This is a genomic window from Streptomyces sp. NPDC047022, assembly GCF_040644155.1.
Lineage (GTDB): Bacteria > Actinomycetota > Actinomycetes > Streptomycetales > Streptomycetaceae > Streptomyces.
In genome coordinates this window covers 14,529-30,165 of the sequence record NZ_JBEYVV010000042.1, presented here as the reverse complement: position 1 = coordinate 30,165, position 15,637 = coordinate 14,529, and the positions used below count along the sequence as shown (strand labels likewise).

The window sequence follows — 15,637 nt, the reverse complement described above, 5'->3', positions numbered from 1 at the left end:
TGCACAACAACCAGGCCCGGCATCAGAGCAGAGCGGCCCTCGGACCGTCCGGCTGCTCCAGGCGCCGCTCCAGAACCGCACGCGAGATCCCGGACGCCTCGTCCTCGCTCAGCCGGCGGTAACCGTCCTCAGTGATCACAGTGACGATCGGGTAGATCCGGCGGGCGACATCGGGACCACCGGTCGCCGAGTCGTCGTCGGCCGCGTCATACAGAGCCTGCACCACCAACGTGGTCGCCTGCTCCTCGGACAGATCATCACGGTAGAGCTTCTTCATGGCACCACGCGCGAAGATCGAACCAGAACCCGTGGCCGCGAAACCCTGCTCCTCCGAACGGCCACCCGTCACGTCGTACGAGAAAATACGGCCCTTCTCCCGGTCCACGTCATAACCGGCGAAGAGCGGCACCACGGCCAGGCCCTGCATGGCCATACCGAGGTTCGAACGAATCATGGTCGACAGGCGATTCGCCTTGCCCTCCAGCGAGAGCTGCGCACCCTCGACCTTCTCGAAGTGCTCCAGCTCCAGCTGGAACAGCTTCACCATCTCCACGGCGAGACCCGCCGTACCCGCGATCCCCACCGCCGAGTACTCGTCCGCCGGGAACACCTTCTCGATGTCCCGCTGCGCGATCACATTGCCCATGGTCGCCCTGCGGTCACCCGCCAGCACCACACCCCCGGGAAACGTGACGGACACGATGGTCGTGCCGTGCGGCGCCTCGATCACACCCTGGGTCGGGGGCAGCTGCCGCCTGCCGGGCAGCAGCTCGGGCTGGTGCTCGGACAGGAAGTCCATGAAGGACGAGGAGCCAGGCGTCAGGAAGGCAGCCGGTAGACGCCCGGTGCTACGAGTGTTGGCTTCCACGCGTTTCCTTCCACGTATGCGGCAGCGCGCCTTATGGCGTCGGGCCGATCCTTGAACTGCCCCAGCGCGGCGTTGCAGCTGAAGCACAGTACGCCACGGACCCTACCCGTCTCATGGCAGTGATCCACATGAACGGCCGGAGCCGACAAACATATGCAGCAGACGCCCCCTTGAGAGGCAATCAACTCGTCGCGCTCGGCTTCGGTGATGCCGTAGTTGCGCTTCAGGTGGATCGCACGCATCAGCACCGCCCGGCAGGGCTTACAGCTCGTCGCGAGGCCGTCGGAGGCGCTTGCGTTGCGATGCCACTCACTGTGGGGCTTGATCTCGCCGCAGGTCCTGCAGAACTTGTGCCCCTCCGGTACGGCTACCCGCGGACGCACATTGCGGCCCTTGGCAATCTGCCGCTGCTGGTGGTACTCAGCGGCACACTCTCGACAGTAAGCCTGCAAGCCGTCACGCATTGCCTGGTTTCGCGCGAACGCCGCTCGCGGCTGGTACTGCTTACACCGCGAGCAACGCTTCACGCCATCTTCGTTTCCCAACCCCGAGCCCCCGTCACCTTAGCTTCGAAGGTGAAATCACTCTCCGCCCTTCTGAACGAAGGACTTCACGAAATCCTCTGCATTTTCCTCGAGCACATCATCGATTTCATCGAGAACCGAGTCCACGTCATCGCTCAGCTTCTCGTGCCGTTCCTTCAGGTCTCCCTGAGCCTGCGCGTCCTGCTCCTGCTCCTCGACCTCCTCCGTGGAGCGCGTGGCCTTCTGCTGCCCGCCGCCGGTGTCCTTGGTCGCCATAACCTCACCCCGCTCAGTTCGCCCGACATGGTCGGCTTTCCGCCGATCGGTGATGATCAGACCCTACTCGCCCGGTCCGACATCGGCCCCGCAGTTGCTTCAACGTACGGGGGGCCATCTCCATGATTCCCGGCCGCCGGGATTTCCACCCCGCCCGGCCGGTACCCGGTCCCTCGGTCTCCTCAGCTGCCCGACAGGACCCGGACCAGGTCCTCCGCGGTGCGGCAGCGGTCGAGGAGTTCCTTGACGTGATTACGCGTTCCGCGAAGCGGCTCCAGGGTCGGGACCCGCTGGAGTGAGTCCCGGCCGGGGAGGTCGAAGATCACGGAGTCCCAGGAGGCCGCGGCGACGTCGTCCGCGTACTGTTCCAGGCAGCGTCCGCGGAAGTACGCCCTGGTGTCCTCCGGCGGCTTGGTACGGGCCCTCTCGACGTCGGACTCGTCCAGCAGGCGTTTCATGCGTCCTCGGGCCACCAGGCGGTTGTAGAGGCCCTTCTCGGCGCGTACGTCGGCGTACTGGAGGTCGACGAGGTGGAGTCGTGCGGCGTCCCAGTCGAGGCCGTCGCGGCGCCGGTAGCCCTCCATGAGTTCTCGTTTGGCGACCCAGTCGAGTTCGCCGGCGAGGCTCATGGGGTCCCTCTCGAGGCGGTTGAGGGTGTCTTCCCAGCGGGTGAGGACGTCTTTGGTCTGGTCGTCGGCGTCGGCTCCGAAGCGCTCCTCCACGTATTTGCGCGACAGCTCGTAGTACTCCATCTGGAGCTGGACGGCGGTGAGTGTCCGGCCGCTGCGGAGCGTGACGAGGCGCTTGAGTGTGGGGTCGTGGGAGACCTGGTGGAGGGTGCGTACGGGCTGGTCGACGGCCAGGTCGACGGCGATGAAGCCGTCCTCGATCATGGAGAGGACGAGGGCGGTGGTGCCTAGTTTGAGGTAGGTGGAGATTTCCGAGAGGTTGGCGTCGCCGATGATCACGTGGAGGCGGCGGTATTTCTCGGCGTCGGCGTGAGGTTCGTCGCGGGTGTTGATGATGGGGCGCTTGAGTGTCGTTTCGAGGCCTACTTCGACCTCGAAGTAGTCGGCGCGCTGGCTGAGCTGGAAGCCGTGTTCGTGGCCGTCCTGGCCGATGCCGACGCGGCCTGCTCCGGCGAAGACCTGGCGGGAGACGAAGAAGGGGGTGAGGTGGCGCACGATGTCCGAGAAGGCGGTTTCGCGCTTCATCAGGTAGTTCTCGTGGGTGCCGTAGGAGGCGCCTTTGTTGTCGGTGTTGTTCTTGTAGAGGTGGATGGGCTGGGCGCCGGGGAGCTGGGCGGCGCGTTCGGCGGCCTCGGCCATGATGCGTTCGCCGGCTTTGTCCCAGAGGACGGCGTCGCGGGGGTTGGTGACTTCGGGTGCGCTGTATTCGGGGTGTGCGTGGTCGACGTAGAGCCGTGCTCCGTTGGTGAGGATGACGTTGGCGAGTCCGATGTCCTCGTCGGTGAGCTGGCTGGCGTCGGCGGCTTCGCGGGCGAGGTCGAAGCCTCGCGCGTCGCGCAGTGGGTTTTCCTCTTCGAAGTCCCAGCGGGCCCGTCGGGCCCGGTGCATCGCCGCGGCGTATGCGTTGACGATCTGGGACGAGGTGAGCATGGCATTGGCGTTGGGGTGGCCGGGGACGGAGATGCCGTACTCCGTCTCGATGCCCATTACTCGCCGTACGGTCATGCGGCCCTCCTTGCCCGGCGGCGCCCTCGGTCGGGGGCGGCGCTCAAGTACCGCTGGTGCTCCGGTGCGCGTGCGGTGCCCGTCCCCGCGCTGCGCGACGCGGCGGTAGGAAAGAGCCTAGAACGCCTTTGCGCTGGTGGGGAGATCATTTGCGTCTTTGCCTTGGTCCGGTCGTGGCCGGAAAAGCAGTGGGCTGCGGGTACCCGGTGGGGGCACCCGCAGCCTCCCTGTGCTTTACAGGTACTGGCCGGTGTTTGCCACCGTGTCGATGGAGCGTCCGGTGTCTGCGCCCTGTTTTCCGGTGATGAGGGTGCGGATGTAGACGATCCGTTCGCCCTTCTTTCCGGAGATCCTGGCCCAGTCGTCGGGGTTGGTGGTGTTGGGCAGGTCCTCGTTCTCCTTGAACTCGTCCACGCATGCCTGGAGGAGGTGGGAGACCCTGAGGCCCTTTTGGTTGTGTTCGAGGAAGTCCTTGATCGCCATTTTCTTGGCGCGGCCGACGATGTTTTCGATCATGGCGCCTGAGTTGAAGTCCTTGAAGTAGAGGACTTCCTTGTCTCCGTTGGCGTAGGTGACTTCGAGGAAGCGGTTTTCGTCGGATTCGGCGTACATCTGTTCCACGGCGGTCTGGATCATGCCGTGGACGGTGGCGCCCTTGTCGTTTCCGTGCTCGCTGACGTCGTCGGCGTGCAGGGGGAGCCTTTCGGTGAGGTACTTGCCGAAGATGTCCTTGGCCGCTTCGGCGTCCGGACGTTCGATTTTGATCTTCACGTCGAGGCGGCCGGGGCGCAGGATGGCGGGGTCGATCATGTCCTCGCGGTTGGAGGCGCCGATGACGACCACGTTCTGCAGGCCTTCCACTCCGTCGATCTCGGCGAGGAGCTGGGGGACGATGGTGTTCTCCACGTCCGAGCTGACGCCGGAGCCCCGGGTGCGGAAGAGGGATTCCATCTCGTCGAAGAAGACGATGACGGGGGTGCCCTCGCTGGCCTTCTCACGGGCTCGCTGGAAGACGAGGCGGATCTGTCGTTCGGTTTCGCCGACGTATTTGTTCAGGAGCTCGGGGCCCTTGATGTTGAGGAAGAAGCTCTTGCCCGCGGCCTGTCCGGTGACTTCGGCGACCTTCTTGGCCAGTGAGTTGGCCACGGCCTTGGCGATGAGTGTCTTTCCGCATCCGGGGGGGCCGTACAGCAGGACGCCCTTGGGCGGCCGCAGTTCGTGCTCCTTGAACAGGTCGGGGTAGAGGTAGGGGAGCTCGACCGCGTCGCGGATGGCTTCGATCTGGCCGGCGAGGCCGCCGATCTGTTCGTAGCCGATGTCGGGGACCTCTTCGAGGACCAGTTCCTCGACTTCGCTCTTGGGTACGACTTCGTAGACGTAGCCGGAGCGGGGTTCGAGCAGCAGGGCGTCGCCGGGCCGGATGGTGACGTCCAGCAGCGGCTCGGCGAGCCGTACCACCCGTTCCTCGTCGGTGTGCCCGAGTACCAGGGCGCGCTCGCCGTCCTCAAGGACTTCCTTGAGGGTGACGATGTCCCCGACGCGCTCGTATTCCATGGCTTCGACCACGTTGAGCGCTTCGTTGAGCATCAGTTCCTGGCCGCGGCGGAGCTCGTCGAGGTCGACGCCGGGGCTGACGTTCACGCGGAGTTTGCGCCCTCCGGTGAAGATGTCCGCCGTGCCGTCCTCGTTGGCTTGCAGGAAGACGCCGAAGCCGGCCGGCGGCTGTGCGAGCCGGTCGACTTCTTCCTTGAGGGCCACGATCTGGTCTCGGGCCTCACGGAGCGTGTTTGCGAGCCGTTCGTTTTGTGCGGAGACGCCTGCCAGGTTGGTCTGCAGCTCGACGATCCGCTCTTCGAGAATCCTCGTGTGCCGCGGAGAGTCGGCGAGCTTGCGGCGCAGGACGGCGATCTCCTGCTCAAGGTAGGCGATCTGCCCGGCCGGGTCTTCGGACCCCCGTCCCGGGCGGATGCCGCGGTTCATGTCGTCGTCGTGGGCTGCCACGGTCCTCACCTCCTCCAAGGGGAGCTGGACGCTTCCAGACCCTACCTGGGTGGGTGTCGATTGAAACCCCTAGATCACAAAGACTGTCGAGGTGTGTCCGATCTTCACCCTTGCGCTCTCCCTCACGCCAGGGGGATACCCACCGAACATGATTGGGAAGCGGCCGAAGGTAGGGTCTGAGTGTTCAACACCCGTCAGAGCCTGCTGGATTCCCGGCGGCTGTGTGCAGGAAATGTCAGGAGAGATGATCGTGGAACGGGCCGGAGTCGGAAGTGGGGCGCTGGAGGTCTGGATCGATCAGGATCTGTGCACCGGTGACGGGATCTGCGCCCAGTACGCGCCGGAGGTCTTCGAGCTGGACATCGACGGTCTGGCGTACGTGAAGGGCCCGGACGATGAGCTTTTGCAGGCCAGGGGGGCTGTAACACCGGTGCCGCTGCCGCTTGTCACGGATGTGGTGGATTCGGTCCGGGAGTGCCCGGGTGAGTGCATTCACGTGCGTCGGATCGCGGACGGCGTGGAGGTCTACGGGCCTGACGTGGACGCCGACGCGGAGTGATCGTAGGATCACTCCGCGCCACTTCTGTCTGTTTTCTCACATGATGCCCGCTGTGCCGGTGTGCGTGCCCGGCGGCGGTCCCGCGGTGGTGTGCGCCGGTGGTCCGGCGCTCGGGTCATGCGTTCTGTGCGCCGGTGGGCGTGGAGCGGATGAACGCGCCGCCCTTCCACTGCCATTTGGCGCGGGTCTTGGTGTCCGGGCAGCAACTGGGTACGTCGGGTGAGGAGTAGCCGAGGAGCGTGGCGCTGACCGCGGCGTCGTGGACGGCGAAGTCGGTGACGGTGAGGCGGTCCTTGGGGTCGACCAGGGTGGCGACCACGCGCGGCTTCGGGTCCGTGGCGGCCTGGGTGAGGACGTACACGGCGTCGGGCGGGGTTCCCATGCTCGTGTCGCAGCGGACGAGGGCGACGGTCTCGGGGCGGCCGTCGCCGTCCAGGTCGCCGGTGGCTTTCTTGCGGACGAGGAGCCGGGTGGAACCGCAGTCGAGGGGGAAGTCGGCTCTGGCGGGGTCGGGGGGTGCGATGCCGACCGGGGCGGCTTTGGTCTCGGCGCGGGGCTGAGCCGCCGTCGCGGAGCCGGGCTGCAGCACTGAGGACAGGGCGATCACGCCGGAGATGGCGGTGGCCGTGGCGACCCAGTGGATGGGCTGGGTGGTGGTGTGAGCGAGTTCCGGAACGGCTGGGTGCTGCACGCGAGAAGTGTCTCCTGTGAGAGCTGCGCCGGTGGGGGTGTCCCGCATGGTGCCACACGTCACATTGCGGGGGAACGTCGGGGGCGGCTCTTCCGGGCCCGGCGGTGCGCTTCGTGCACACCGGGGGTCATTTGCGTCTGCCAGGAGTCGGGTGCTTGCCCGGGGTTCAACACGAAAGCGCCGTGGCCCAGTTCCCGGACACTCCTGGGAACTGGGCCACGGCGCTCTGGCGTTGTGTGGTGTACGGCCGTGTCAGCGGCCGGCGCCCCCGTCGGCGTTGGGGCCTTCGTAGTCCTCGCCGTAGGCGCCCTTGGCGGGGCGTCGGCGGCGCATCGGCGGCTCGACTCCGTCGGCGAGGCGGCGGGCGGTGAGCAGGAAGCCGGTGTGACCGATCATGCGGTGGTCGGGGCGGACGGCGAGGCCCTCGATGTGCCAGTTGCGGATCATCGTCTCCCAGGCGGTGGGCTCGTTGAAGCAGCCGATCTCCCGGATGGACTCGACGGTCCTGGCGAGCTGGGTGGTGGTGGCGACGTAGCAGCACAGGATGCCGCCGGGGACGAGTGCCTTGGAGACGGCGTCCAGGCATTCCCAGGGGGCGAGCATGTCGAGGATGACACGGTCGACATCGGTGTCGCTGAGGTTGTCCTGGAGGTCACCGACGGTGAGCTGCCAGGAGGGGTGGGGTCCGCCGAAGTAGCGCTCCACGTTCTGCTGGGCGATCTCCGCGAAGTCCGCGCGGCGCTCGTAGCTGTGGAGCATGCCCTGGTCGCCGATGGCGCGCAGCAGGAAGCTGCTGAGCGAGCCGGAACCGACGCCTGCTTCCACGACGCGTGCGCCGGGGAAGATGTCGGCGAAGGCGAGGATCTGCCCGGCGTCCTTGGGGTAGACGACGGCTGCCCCGCGGGGCATGGACAGGACGTAGTCGGGGAGCAGGGGGCGCAGCGCGAGGTAGGCGACGTTTCCGGTGGTGCGGACAACGCTGCCCTCGGGTGCGCCGATCAGTTCGTCGTGCGGGAAGGAGCCCTTGTGGGTGTGGAAGTTCTTTCCCGCTTCGAGTGTGAACGTGTAGTGGCGGCCCTTGGGGTCGGTCAGCTGAACCTGGTCCCCGACCTTGAAGGGCCCGCGTCGGCGGGCGGCACCGGTCGGTTCGGACATGTGACCAGCCTACCGGTCGTGGGAGGGGGTGCCGACCATGTGAGTGGCGGTGGGGTCAGCTGGGGCGGGCCATGGCGTTGACGAAGGCGCGCTCCACGTCGGCGGCGGAGAGGACGCCGTAGATCTCGCCGGTTTCCTCGACGACGAGGTATTCGGTGGCGGGGGTGGCGCGCAGGACGTCGAGGAGGTCTTCGCCGGCGAGTTCGGCGGAGACGCGCATGCCGTCGTTGAGTTCTTGGGCGAGGCCACTGACGGGGACCCAGGGTCGGCGGTGTTCGGGGATGCCGACGATGGCGGCTTCGCGGACGAGGGAGAGGGGTTCGCCGCCGGCGTCGACGACGACGAGTGCGCGGGCGCCGACGGCGTTGGCGCGGCGGAGGGCTTCGGAGAGGGGGGTGTCTGTTTCGACGGGTACGGCGCGGCGGGTGAGGTTGCGGGCGCGTAGTTCGGGGAGGTGTTCGCGCAGCCGGGCCATGCGCAGGCTGTTGCCCGCGCCGGTCCAGATGATCGCGGCGAGGATGGCGGCGAGCAGGGCGTCGGTGACGGTGTCCATTCCGGTGTTGTCCTCGGCGGTGGGGCCGAGGGCGCCGGTCTGGGTGAGCAGGGGCAGTCCGATGAGGACGCTGACGGCGAGGGCGCGGCCGACCCAGGCGGCGGCGATGGTTCCGCTCATGGGTTTGCCGGTGATCTTCCAGACGACGGCGCGGAGCATGCGGCCGCCGTCGAGGGGCAGGCCGGGGAGCAGGTTGAAGACGGCGACGATCAGGTTGGAGACCATGAGCCCGGCGAGCAGGACGCCGGGGACGGTGCCGGCGCGTACGGGTTGCATGGCGAGGTAGAAGGCGCCGGCGAGGAGGAGGGAGAGGAGGGGGCCGACGAAGGCGAGGATGAATTCGCGGCCGGGGGTCTCGGCTTCCTTCTCGATCTCGGAGACGCCGCCGAAGAACTGGAGCTGGATGCGGCGGACGGGGAGCTTGAAGCGGAGGGCGGCGACGGTGTGGGCGAGTTCGTGGATGAGGACGGAGGCGTAGAAGGCGATGGCGAAGAAGAGGGAGACGAGGTAGCGGGCGGCGCCGAGTTCGGGCAGGACGCGGTCGAGCTGGCCTCCGAAGACCCAGGTGATGAGGGCGGCGACGAGGAACCAGCTGGGGGCGACGTAGACGGGGACGCCGAAGGGGCGGCCCATGAGGATGCCGCCGCCTGGTTCCTTGGGGCGTCGTGGGGGTCGTCCGGTGCCGGAGGTGCCGGTGTGGGCGTGGCTGCGGGGCGGGTGTGCGCCGGGTGCCGAGGGGTCGCCGTGCGGGTGGGGGGGCGTTGGGCCGTTGGGGTGGCCCGGTGCCGGTGGGGGTGTGGGGTGCTGCTCCGGGTCTTCTTCCTGGCGTACGGTCGTGGGTTCGTCCGCGGTGGGGCGTGTGGCGGGTCGTTGCGGCTGCTGAGGGCGTACGGGATCGGCGGTGTGCGCCGTGGGGGCCGTTTCGCTTCCGGTCGCCCCGCCGTTGCCGGGGTGCGGCTGTCCGCTTCCGCCGCTCTCGTCCACGATGTCCCCTCGTTCGATGCGTCTCCCGTTCCCGGGTGGTGCGGGGTGGGAGGTTCTGTGGTCGATGGTATGCGTCTGTTGCCCGGTGTTCTGCCCCGGCACCTTCTCTGTTGCCTGGGACGTCGTGTGCGGGCGCGGGGTTGTCCGGGGCGTGCGGGGTGTTGGCCGGGGGGCCGGATCCGGGCGGGTGGGCGTCACTGTCAGTGGTGGGCCGTAGGGTTTGTTGTCATGGAAACCAGCACTGACGGCGTCGTGGAGCCGTCCGCCGTGCCGCCGGGGTCGCTGTCGCCCTCGCGGGCGAGCGATTTCATGCAGTGCCCGTTGCTGTACCGGTTCCGGGTGATCGACAGGCTGCCGGAGAAGCCGAGTGAGGCGGCGACCCGGGGCACGCTGGTGCATGCGGTGCTGGAGCGGCTCTTCGACGTGCCGGCGGCGGAGCGGACGGCTCCTTTGGCGCGGTCGCTGGTGCCGGGGCAGTGGGACCGCCTGCGGGAGAGCAGGCCGGAGGTCGTGGAGCTGTTCGCGGAGGATCCGGGCGGTGAGCGGCTGGCGCGCTGGCTGGGTGAGGCGGAGCGGCTGGTGGAGCGCTGGTTCTCGCTGGAGGATCCGACGCGGCTGGAGCCCGCCGAGCGGGAGCTGTTCGTGGAGGCGGAGCTGGAGTCGGGGCTGAGGCTGCGCGGGATCATCGACCGTGTGGATGTGGCGCCGACGGGTGAGGTGCGGATCGTCGACTACAAGACGGGCAAGGCGCCCCGGCCCGAGTATGCCGAGGGCGCGTTGTTCCAGATGAAGTTCTATGCCCTGGTGGTGTGGCGGCTGAAGGGTGTGGTGCCGCGGCGGTTGCAGCTGGTGTATCTGGGCAGCGGGGAGGTGCTGACGTACGACCCGGTGCCGGCCGATCTGCAGCGGGTGGAGCGGAAGCTGCTGGCCTTGTGGGAGGCGATCGGGTCGGCGACGGAGTCCGGGGACTGGCGGCCCCGGCCCAGCAAGCTGTGCGGCTGGTGTGATCATCAGGCGGTGTGTCCCGAGTTCGGTGGCACTCCCCCGCCGTATCCGCTGCCGGTCAGGGTGCCCGGGTCGGGTGGCACCGAGCAGGGCAGAATGGGGCCGGACTAGCGAAGGAGACTTACGTGGCCATCCGCGTCCTATTGGTCGATGACCAGCCGCTGCTGCGTACGGGCTTCCGGATGATCCTGGAAGCCGAGGGGGACATCGCGGTCGTCGGTGAGGCCGGTGACGGCCTTCAGGCGCTCGATCAGGTGCGTGCCCTGCAGCCCGATGTGGTGTTGATGGATATCCGTATGCCCCGGATGGACGGGGTGGAGGCGACTCGGCAGATCACGGGCCCGGGGCGGGACGGGCCGGCGAAGGTGCTGGTGCTGACGACCTTCGATCTCGATGAGTATGTGGTGGAGGCGCTGCGCGCGGGTGCCAGCGGCTTTCTGCTCAAGGATGCTCCGGCGCATGAGCTGGTGCAGGCGATCCGGGTGGTCGCGGGGGGCGAGGCGATGCTGGCGCCGAGCATCACGCGCCGGCTGCTGGACAAGTACGCGGGCCATCTGCCGTCGGGGGACGAGCCGGTGCCGGACACGCTGCACACGCTGACCGAGCGTGAGGTGGAGGTTCTGAAGCTGGTGGCGCGGGGGCTGTCGAACGCGGAGATCGCCGCTGACCTGTTCGTCAGCGAGACGACGGTCAAGACTCACGTCGGTCATGTGCTCACGAAGCTGGGGCTGCGGGACCGGGTGCAGGCGGCGGTGTACGCGTACGAGAGCGGTCTGGTGCGGCCCGGGGCGCAGTAGACGGCTCGGTTTCCACCATGACGACGCGCGGGGTGCCTCCTTGGGGGCACCCCGCGTGTGGGTGTGCGGGGTCCTGCTCAGCCCTTGCTGATCTCCCAGAACCGGAACACGGTGGAGGCGTCGAGGCAGTATTCGAGGCCGTAGACGTTGTCGCCGGCCAGGGCGTACTGCTTTGCCTGCCATATGGGCAGGAGCGGGATGTCCTTGGCGACGATGTCCTGGAGCCTGCCGTAGTCGCCGACGGTCGAGGAGCGGTCGCTCTGGGCGGCGGTCGCGGGGATCAGCCGGTCGCTGATTGTGCTGTTGTCGTAGTGGTTGTCCAGGACGTTGCCCTTGCCGAAGAACGGGGCGGTGAAGTTGTCGGGGTCCGGGTAGTCGGGGACCCAGCCCTTCACGTAGACGCCGTACTTGCCCGCGGCGATGTCCTTCTCGTACTGGGCGAAGGGGACGGACTTGACGGTGGCGTCGAACAGTCCGCTGGTGTCGAGCTGCTGGGCGATGGTCTTGAGCTCGTCGTCGGTGGCGGGCCCGTAGCGTGAGGGCGTGGACCACAGGGTCAGCTTCACCTTGCCGGTGATGCCCTCGGCGCGCAGTGCGGCGGCCGCCCTGGCCGCGGAGGGGCGTGCGCCGTAGGTGTCGAAGAAGGACGTGTCGTGGCCGGTGATGCCGGCCGGGATGATCGAGTAGAGCGAGGTGGCCGTGTTGTCGTACACCTTGCTGACGAGGGCGTCACGGTCGAGGAGGTAGGCGATCGCCTTGCGGACGCCGAGTCTGCCCGCGACCGGGTCCTTCATGTTGAAGACGAGGTCCTGGACTTCGGCGCTGGAGCCCTCGATGACATCGATCCCGTTGCCGGTGGAGGTGTCGTTGTCGATGCCGGCGATGTCGGCGGCGGCGAGACCGCGGTAGGCGAGGTCGATCCGGTGGCCGAGGAGGGCCCGCTTCAGTGCGCCCTGGTCGCCGTGGAAGAACCTGAGGGTGACACCGGAGTTGCGGACCCGGGCGGTGCCCTTGTAGGCCGTGTTTACGGAGAAGACGGCCTTGTCCGGGCCGATGGAGTCCAGCTTGTAGGGGCCGGAGCCGACCGCCTTGCCGTCCTTGCGCAGTGCGCCGGCGGGGTACTCCTTGTGGTCGACGATCGAGCCCGCGCCGGAGGCTATCTTGCTGGGGAAGGTGGCGTCGGGGTACTTCAGGTGGAAGACGACGGTCTTGGCGTCGGGGGTGGCGACCGAGCCGAGCATGGGGAACATGATCGCCGGGCCGGCGGCGTCATTGATCTTCAGCATGCGGTCGAAGGAGTATTTGACGTCCTTCGAGGTGAGCGGGTCGCCGTTGCTGAATTTCAGTCCGTCTTCGAGGGTGCAGGAGTAGACCTTGGTGGCGGCGTCCGTGAACGAGCACTGCCGGGCGGCTTCGGGCCCGGGTTCCGTGCCGCCCTTGGGGAAGCTCAGCAGGGTCTGGAAGACGTTGTCGAACAGCATCCAGGAGCCGGGGTCGTAGCCGGAGGCGGGGTCGGTGGCCAGGACGTCGTCCGACATTCCCATGACGACGGGGTGCCCGGTGCCCGCGGAGTCGTCCGTGGAGGTGCCGCATCCGGTGAGCAGGCCGGCGGCGAGCGCCGTGGCCAGGGACAGGACCGGCCACTGGGTGCGTATGTTCACGTACATCGTGCCTTGTCTTCACTTCGTGTCGGCCCACGGTGGATGTGGTCCGCTCTCGTGCGGGAGAACGCCCCGGATCTTACCGTGTACATGACGAAGACCCCCGGGCCGGTGCCCGGGGGTCTCGATGAGTGAGACGTGTCAGCCGCCGACGCCGCGGCCGAGCTCCCACAGCTGCAGCGTGGAGGAGGAGTTCATCGCGTACTCGCTGCCGGTGATGTTGTCCCGGGTGGCGACGTACTGCTTGCCCTGCCACAGCGGGAGGACCGGCACATCGTCGGCGACGATGTCCTGGATCTCGGTCAGGGACTTCGACGCGGTGAGACGGTCGGCCTCACGGCGCGACTGCGGGATCAGCTTCTCACTGATGTCGGAGTTGTAGTAGGGCGAGTTGAGGAAGTTGTCCTTGTCGAGGAACGGCGCGAGGTAGTTGTCGGCGTCCGGGAAGTCGGGGAACCAGCCCATGCCGAAGACGTCGTAGCTGCCCTTGCGCTCGGCCGGGGAGAACTGCTCCCACGGATGACCCTGGACGGTGACGTCGAACAGCCCGCTGTCGTCGAGCTGCTTCTTCAGCACCGCGAACTCCTGGGCGGTGGCGGAGCCGTAGTGGTCGGTCGTGTAGTGCAGGGTCAGCTTGACCGGGGTGGTGATGTTCGCCTTGGCCAGCAGAGCGCGGGCCTTGGCCACGCTCGGGTCGCCGTACTTGTTGAAGAACGAGTTGGAGTGGCCGGTGATGGTGGCCGGGACCAGCGAATACAGGGGCTCCGCCTGTGTGCCGTACACCTCGGAGACGAGCTGGCCTCGGTTGACGACCTGCGCCATGGCCTGGCGGACGGCCTTGTCCTTCACCGAGGTGGCGTTGGTGTTGAAGGCCAGGTAGCGGATTTCGAGGCCCGGCATCTCGACCAGGTTGATGCTGCCGCCGGTGTTGCTCTGGAGCTTGCGGATCTGGTCCGGCGACATCTGGCGGCTCATCACGTCGATGTCGCCCTTCTCCAGGGCCGTTCCCATGCCGGCGGCGTCCTTGAAGGGCTCCAGGACCACCTTGTCGTTCTTCGGGGTGAGAAGACCCTTGTAGTTGGGGTTCTTGGTGAAGGTGGCCTTCACCATCTCGTTGTTCTTGACCTCGGCCTGCATCGTGTACGGACCGGAGCCGTCGATCGCGAAGCCGTCGCGCAGCTTGTTCTTCTCGTAGTCCTTGGGATTGAGGATGCCCGCGACCGGCGTCGAGAGCTTGTACGGGAAGGTGGCGTCCGCGTTCTTGAGGTGGAAGATGACCTCGCTGTCGCCCTGGGTCTCGACGGTGTCGACGGTGGACAGCAGGGCGAAGACGCCGCTGTCGGCCTTGATGGCGCGGGCGCGGTCGATGGAGAACTTCACGTCGGCCGCGGTCACCGGGTCACCGTTGGCGAACTTGAGGTCCTTGCGCAGCTTGCAGGCGTAGCGCTCGTTCCCGGTGTCGGTGAAACCGCAGCTCTCGGCCGCCTCGGGCTCGGGTTCACCGTCGCCGCGGGACTGGACCATCAGTGTCTGGACGGTCTGCCGGAGGATGTTCCAGGTGCCCACGTCGTACGCGTACGCCGGGTCGACGGGCGCGGGGACGTCGCTGGAGGCGGTGAACCGATCGGTGGTGCCGACGACGATGGCGTCACCGCTGTTTCCCCCGCTGCTGGACCCGCCGCAGGCGGCGAGGACGGGGGTGAGCAGGCCCAGGACGGCCGGCAGCACCAAAGTCTTACGGTTCATGCTCGAGTTTCTCCAGAGCTGTTCGAGTCCGTGTATCCGGCATGCATGGATGGTGCGGCGGATCACGGGGGTTGTGGTGATGTTCTCGCGATGAGATTAGTGCGCGCCCGCACGAGGGTTCACGGCAACCGGAGTTGGGTCTTCCTCACGCTGCGAAACCGGTTGTGAACGCACCGGAAACCCAGTCGGGGAAGGATTAGTGCAGCGTCCCATCAATCGGGACACAAGGGCGGGCCCGAGCCGCCCGAATTGGGTGGAACAGCACGCTCCGTAGCGCCTGTCGACCCCCGCGCATGTGAGGAACGTCACAGGTTCAACCAAGCTGCGGGAGGTCCAATTCGGGCAGGTGACCCGGTTTTAATTAGCCGGTCTGGACGGAAGACGGTAATCCGTCCATTCGACCGGCACGCTGGGTGAACGGTCAGCGCATTTCCGTCATCAAAGCGCGCAGAAATGTCAGGTCGACCTCTTCGAGCGAGGTCACCACGGTGCGGCCCGCGGCGGGTGCGATGGGGGCGACCGACGGGACGGCGACCACCTTGCAGCCGGCGGCCTCGGCCGCCGCGACTCCGGTGGCCGTGTCCTCGATGACCGCGCAGCGGCCGGGCTCGGCGCTCAGTCCCGAGGCGGCCAGCAGATACGGGTCGGGGAACGGCTTGGTGCGCTCGACCTCGTCGCCCGCGACGGTCAGCGCGAAGTACTGCGGGCCCACGCCGGCCAGGATCCGGTCGATGATGCGCCGGTGGGACGCGGACACCAGCGCGGTGGGGATCTCGTGGGCGGCCAGCTCCGCCAGCAGCCGGGCGGCTCCCGGCATGAGGGGCAGCCTGCGGTCGATCCGGTCCTCGAACCCGTCGTTGAGCAGCACGGTGAGCTCGGCCAGGGTGATGTCGGCACCGGTGGCCTCGATCAGGAAGCCCGCGCTGCGTGTCATGGGGCCGCCGACGACGACGTGGCGCCATGATTCGTCGAGGGTGTGTCCGAGGCCCGCGAAGACCTCGACCTCGACGTCCCACCAGAATCCCTCGGTGTCCACCAGGGTGCCGTCCATGTCGAGGAGGACGGCCTGGAGTGCGGAGCCTTCGGCCGTACGGGTTCCGAGTGCGGGGACCGTGGTGGTCAT

The 15,637-nt window shown here is 67.5% G+C and carries 14 protein-coding genes; 3 read left to right on the top strand and 11 right to left on the bottom strand.

Features of this window, described 5'->3' with window-relative positions:
* Nucleotides 1–22 precede the first annotated feature (22 nt).
* The 5 genes from prcB to arc form a co-directional block, all read right to left on the bottom strand.
* Nucleotides 23–868: a proteasome subunit beta gene (prcB, locus tag ABZ845_RS28860; RefSeq protein ID WP_360985333.1), complete on the bottom strand. Its 846-nt coding sequence runs from the start codon at nt 866–868 to the stop codon at nt 23–25.
* Entirely contained in the window at nt 820–1,332 is a 513-nt protein-coding gene (locus tag ABZ845_RS28855; RefSeq protein WP_360985330.1) for an endonuclease VII domain-containing protein, read from the bottom strand. The genes prcB and ABZ845_RS28855 overlap by 49 nt, the downstream gene beginning before the upstream one ends.
* A 117-nt stretch (nt 1,333–1,449) precedes the next feature.
* Nucleotides 1,450–1,668 (bottom strand): ubiquitin-like protein Pup, encoded by a 219-nt coding sequence (locus ABZ845_RS28850; RefSeq protein ID WP_360985327.1) that lies wholly within the window; start codon nt 1,666–1,668, stop codon nt 1,450–1,452.
* Between the two features lie 182 nt (nt 1,669–1,850).
* Nucleotides 1,851–3,362: a depupylase/deamidase Dop gene (gene dop / locus ABZ845_RS28845; protein WP_360985324.1), complete on the bottom strand. Its 1,512-nt coding sequence runs from the start codon at nt 3,360–3,362 to the stop codon at nt 1,851–1,853.
* 234 nt (nt 3,363–3,596) lie between these two features.
* The gene (arc, locus tag ABZ845_RS28840) at nt 3,597–5,363 is read right to left on the bottom strand and encodes a proteasome ATPase (RefSeq protein ID WP_360985321.1); all 1,767 of its coding nucleotides are present in this window, start codon (nt 5,361–5,363) and stop codon (nt 3,597–3,599) included.
* 244 nt (nt 5,364–5,607) lie between these two features.
* On the opposite strand from arc, the gene ABZ845_RS28835 reads away from it, so the two are divergent.
* Nucleotides 5,608–5,922: a ferredoxin gene (locus ABZ845_RS28835; RefSeq protein ID WP_360985318.1), complete on the top strand. Its 315-nt coding sequence runs from the start codon at nt 5,608–5,610 to the stop codon at nt 5,920–5,922.
* 115 nt (nt 5,923–6,037) lie between these two features.
* Here the strand turns inward: ABZ845_RS28835 and ABZ845_RS28830 are convergent, their stop codons facing one another.
* From ABZ845_RS28830 to ABZ845_RS28820, 3 genes are all read right to left on the bottom strand, one after another.
* Nucleotides 6,038–6,613 carry a hypothetical protein gene (locus ABZ845_RS28830; protein WP_360985315.1) on the bottom strand — a complete coding sequence of 192 codons (576 nt, stop codon included), beginning with the start codon at nt 6,611–6,613 and terminating at the stop codon, nt 6,038–6,040.
* Between the two features lie 252 nt (nt 6,614–6,865).
* On the bottom strand, nt 6,866–7,768 hold the full coding sequence (locus ABZ845_RS28825; protein ID WP_360985312.1) for a tRNA (adenine-N1)-methyltransferase: 903 nt from the start codon (nt 7,766–7,768) through the stop codon (nt 6,866–6,868).
* A gap of 55 nt (nt 7,769–7,823) precedes the next feature.
* On the bottom strand, nt 7,824–9,305 hold the full coding sequence (locus ABZ845_RS28820) for a site-2 protease family protein (protein ID WP_360985309.1): 1,482 nt from the start codon (nt 9,303–9,305) through the stop codon (nt 7,824–7,826).
* A 228-nt stretch (nt 9,306–9,533) separates the two neighbouring features.
* Between ABZ845_RS28820 and ABZ845_RS28815 the strand changes: the two genes are divergently transcribed.
* Complete coding sequence (locus ABZ845_RS28815) at nt 9,534–10,421, top strand: RecB family exonuclease (RefSeq protein ID WP_360985306.1); 888 nt, start codon at nt 9,534–9,536, stop codon at nt 10,419–10,421.
* A gap of 14 nt (nt 10,422–10,435) precedes the next feature.
* Nucleotides 10,436–11,107: a response regulator transcription factor gene (locus tag ABZ845_RS28810; RefSeq protein WP_360985303.1), complete on the top strand. Its 672-nt coding sequence runs from the start codon at nt 10,436–10,438 to the stop codon at nt 11,105–11,107.
* 77 nt (nt 11,108–11,184) lie between these two features.
* Here ABZ845_RS28810 and ABZ845_RS28805 read toward each other — a convergent pair whose 3' ends face one another.
* The 3 genes from ABZ845_RS28805 to ABZ845_RS28795 all read right to left on the bottom strand — a co-directional run bounded on the left by ABZ845_RS28805 (nt 11,185) and on the right by ABZ845_RS28795 (nt 15,637).
* Entirely contained in the window at nt 11,185–12,768 is a 1,584-nt protein-coding gene (locus tag ABZ845_RS28805; RefSeq protein WP_360985300.1) for an ABC transporter substrate-binding protein, read from the bottom strand.
* 141 nt (nt 12,769–12,909) lie between these two features.
* Nucleotides 12,910–14,514, bottom strand: coding sequence for an ABC transporter substrate-binding protein (locus ABZ845_RS28800; RefSeq protein WP_360985297.1), 1,605 nt, complete (start codon nt 14,512–14,514; stop codon nt 12,910–12,912).
* Nucleotides 14,515–14,935: 421 nt separating this feature from the next.
* A complete protein-coding gene (locus tag ABZ845_RS28795; protein WP_360985294.1) occupies nt 14,936–15,637 on the bottom strand; it encodes an HAD family phosphatase in 702 nt (233 codons plus the stop codon).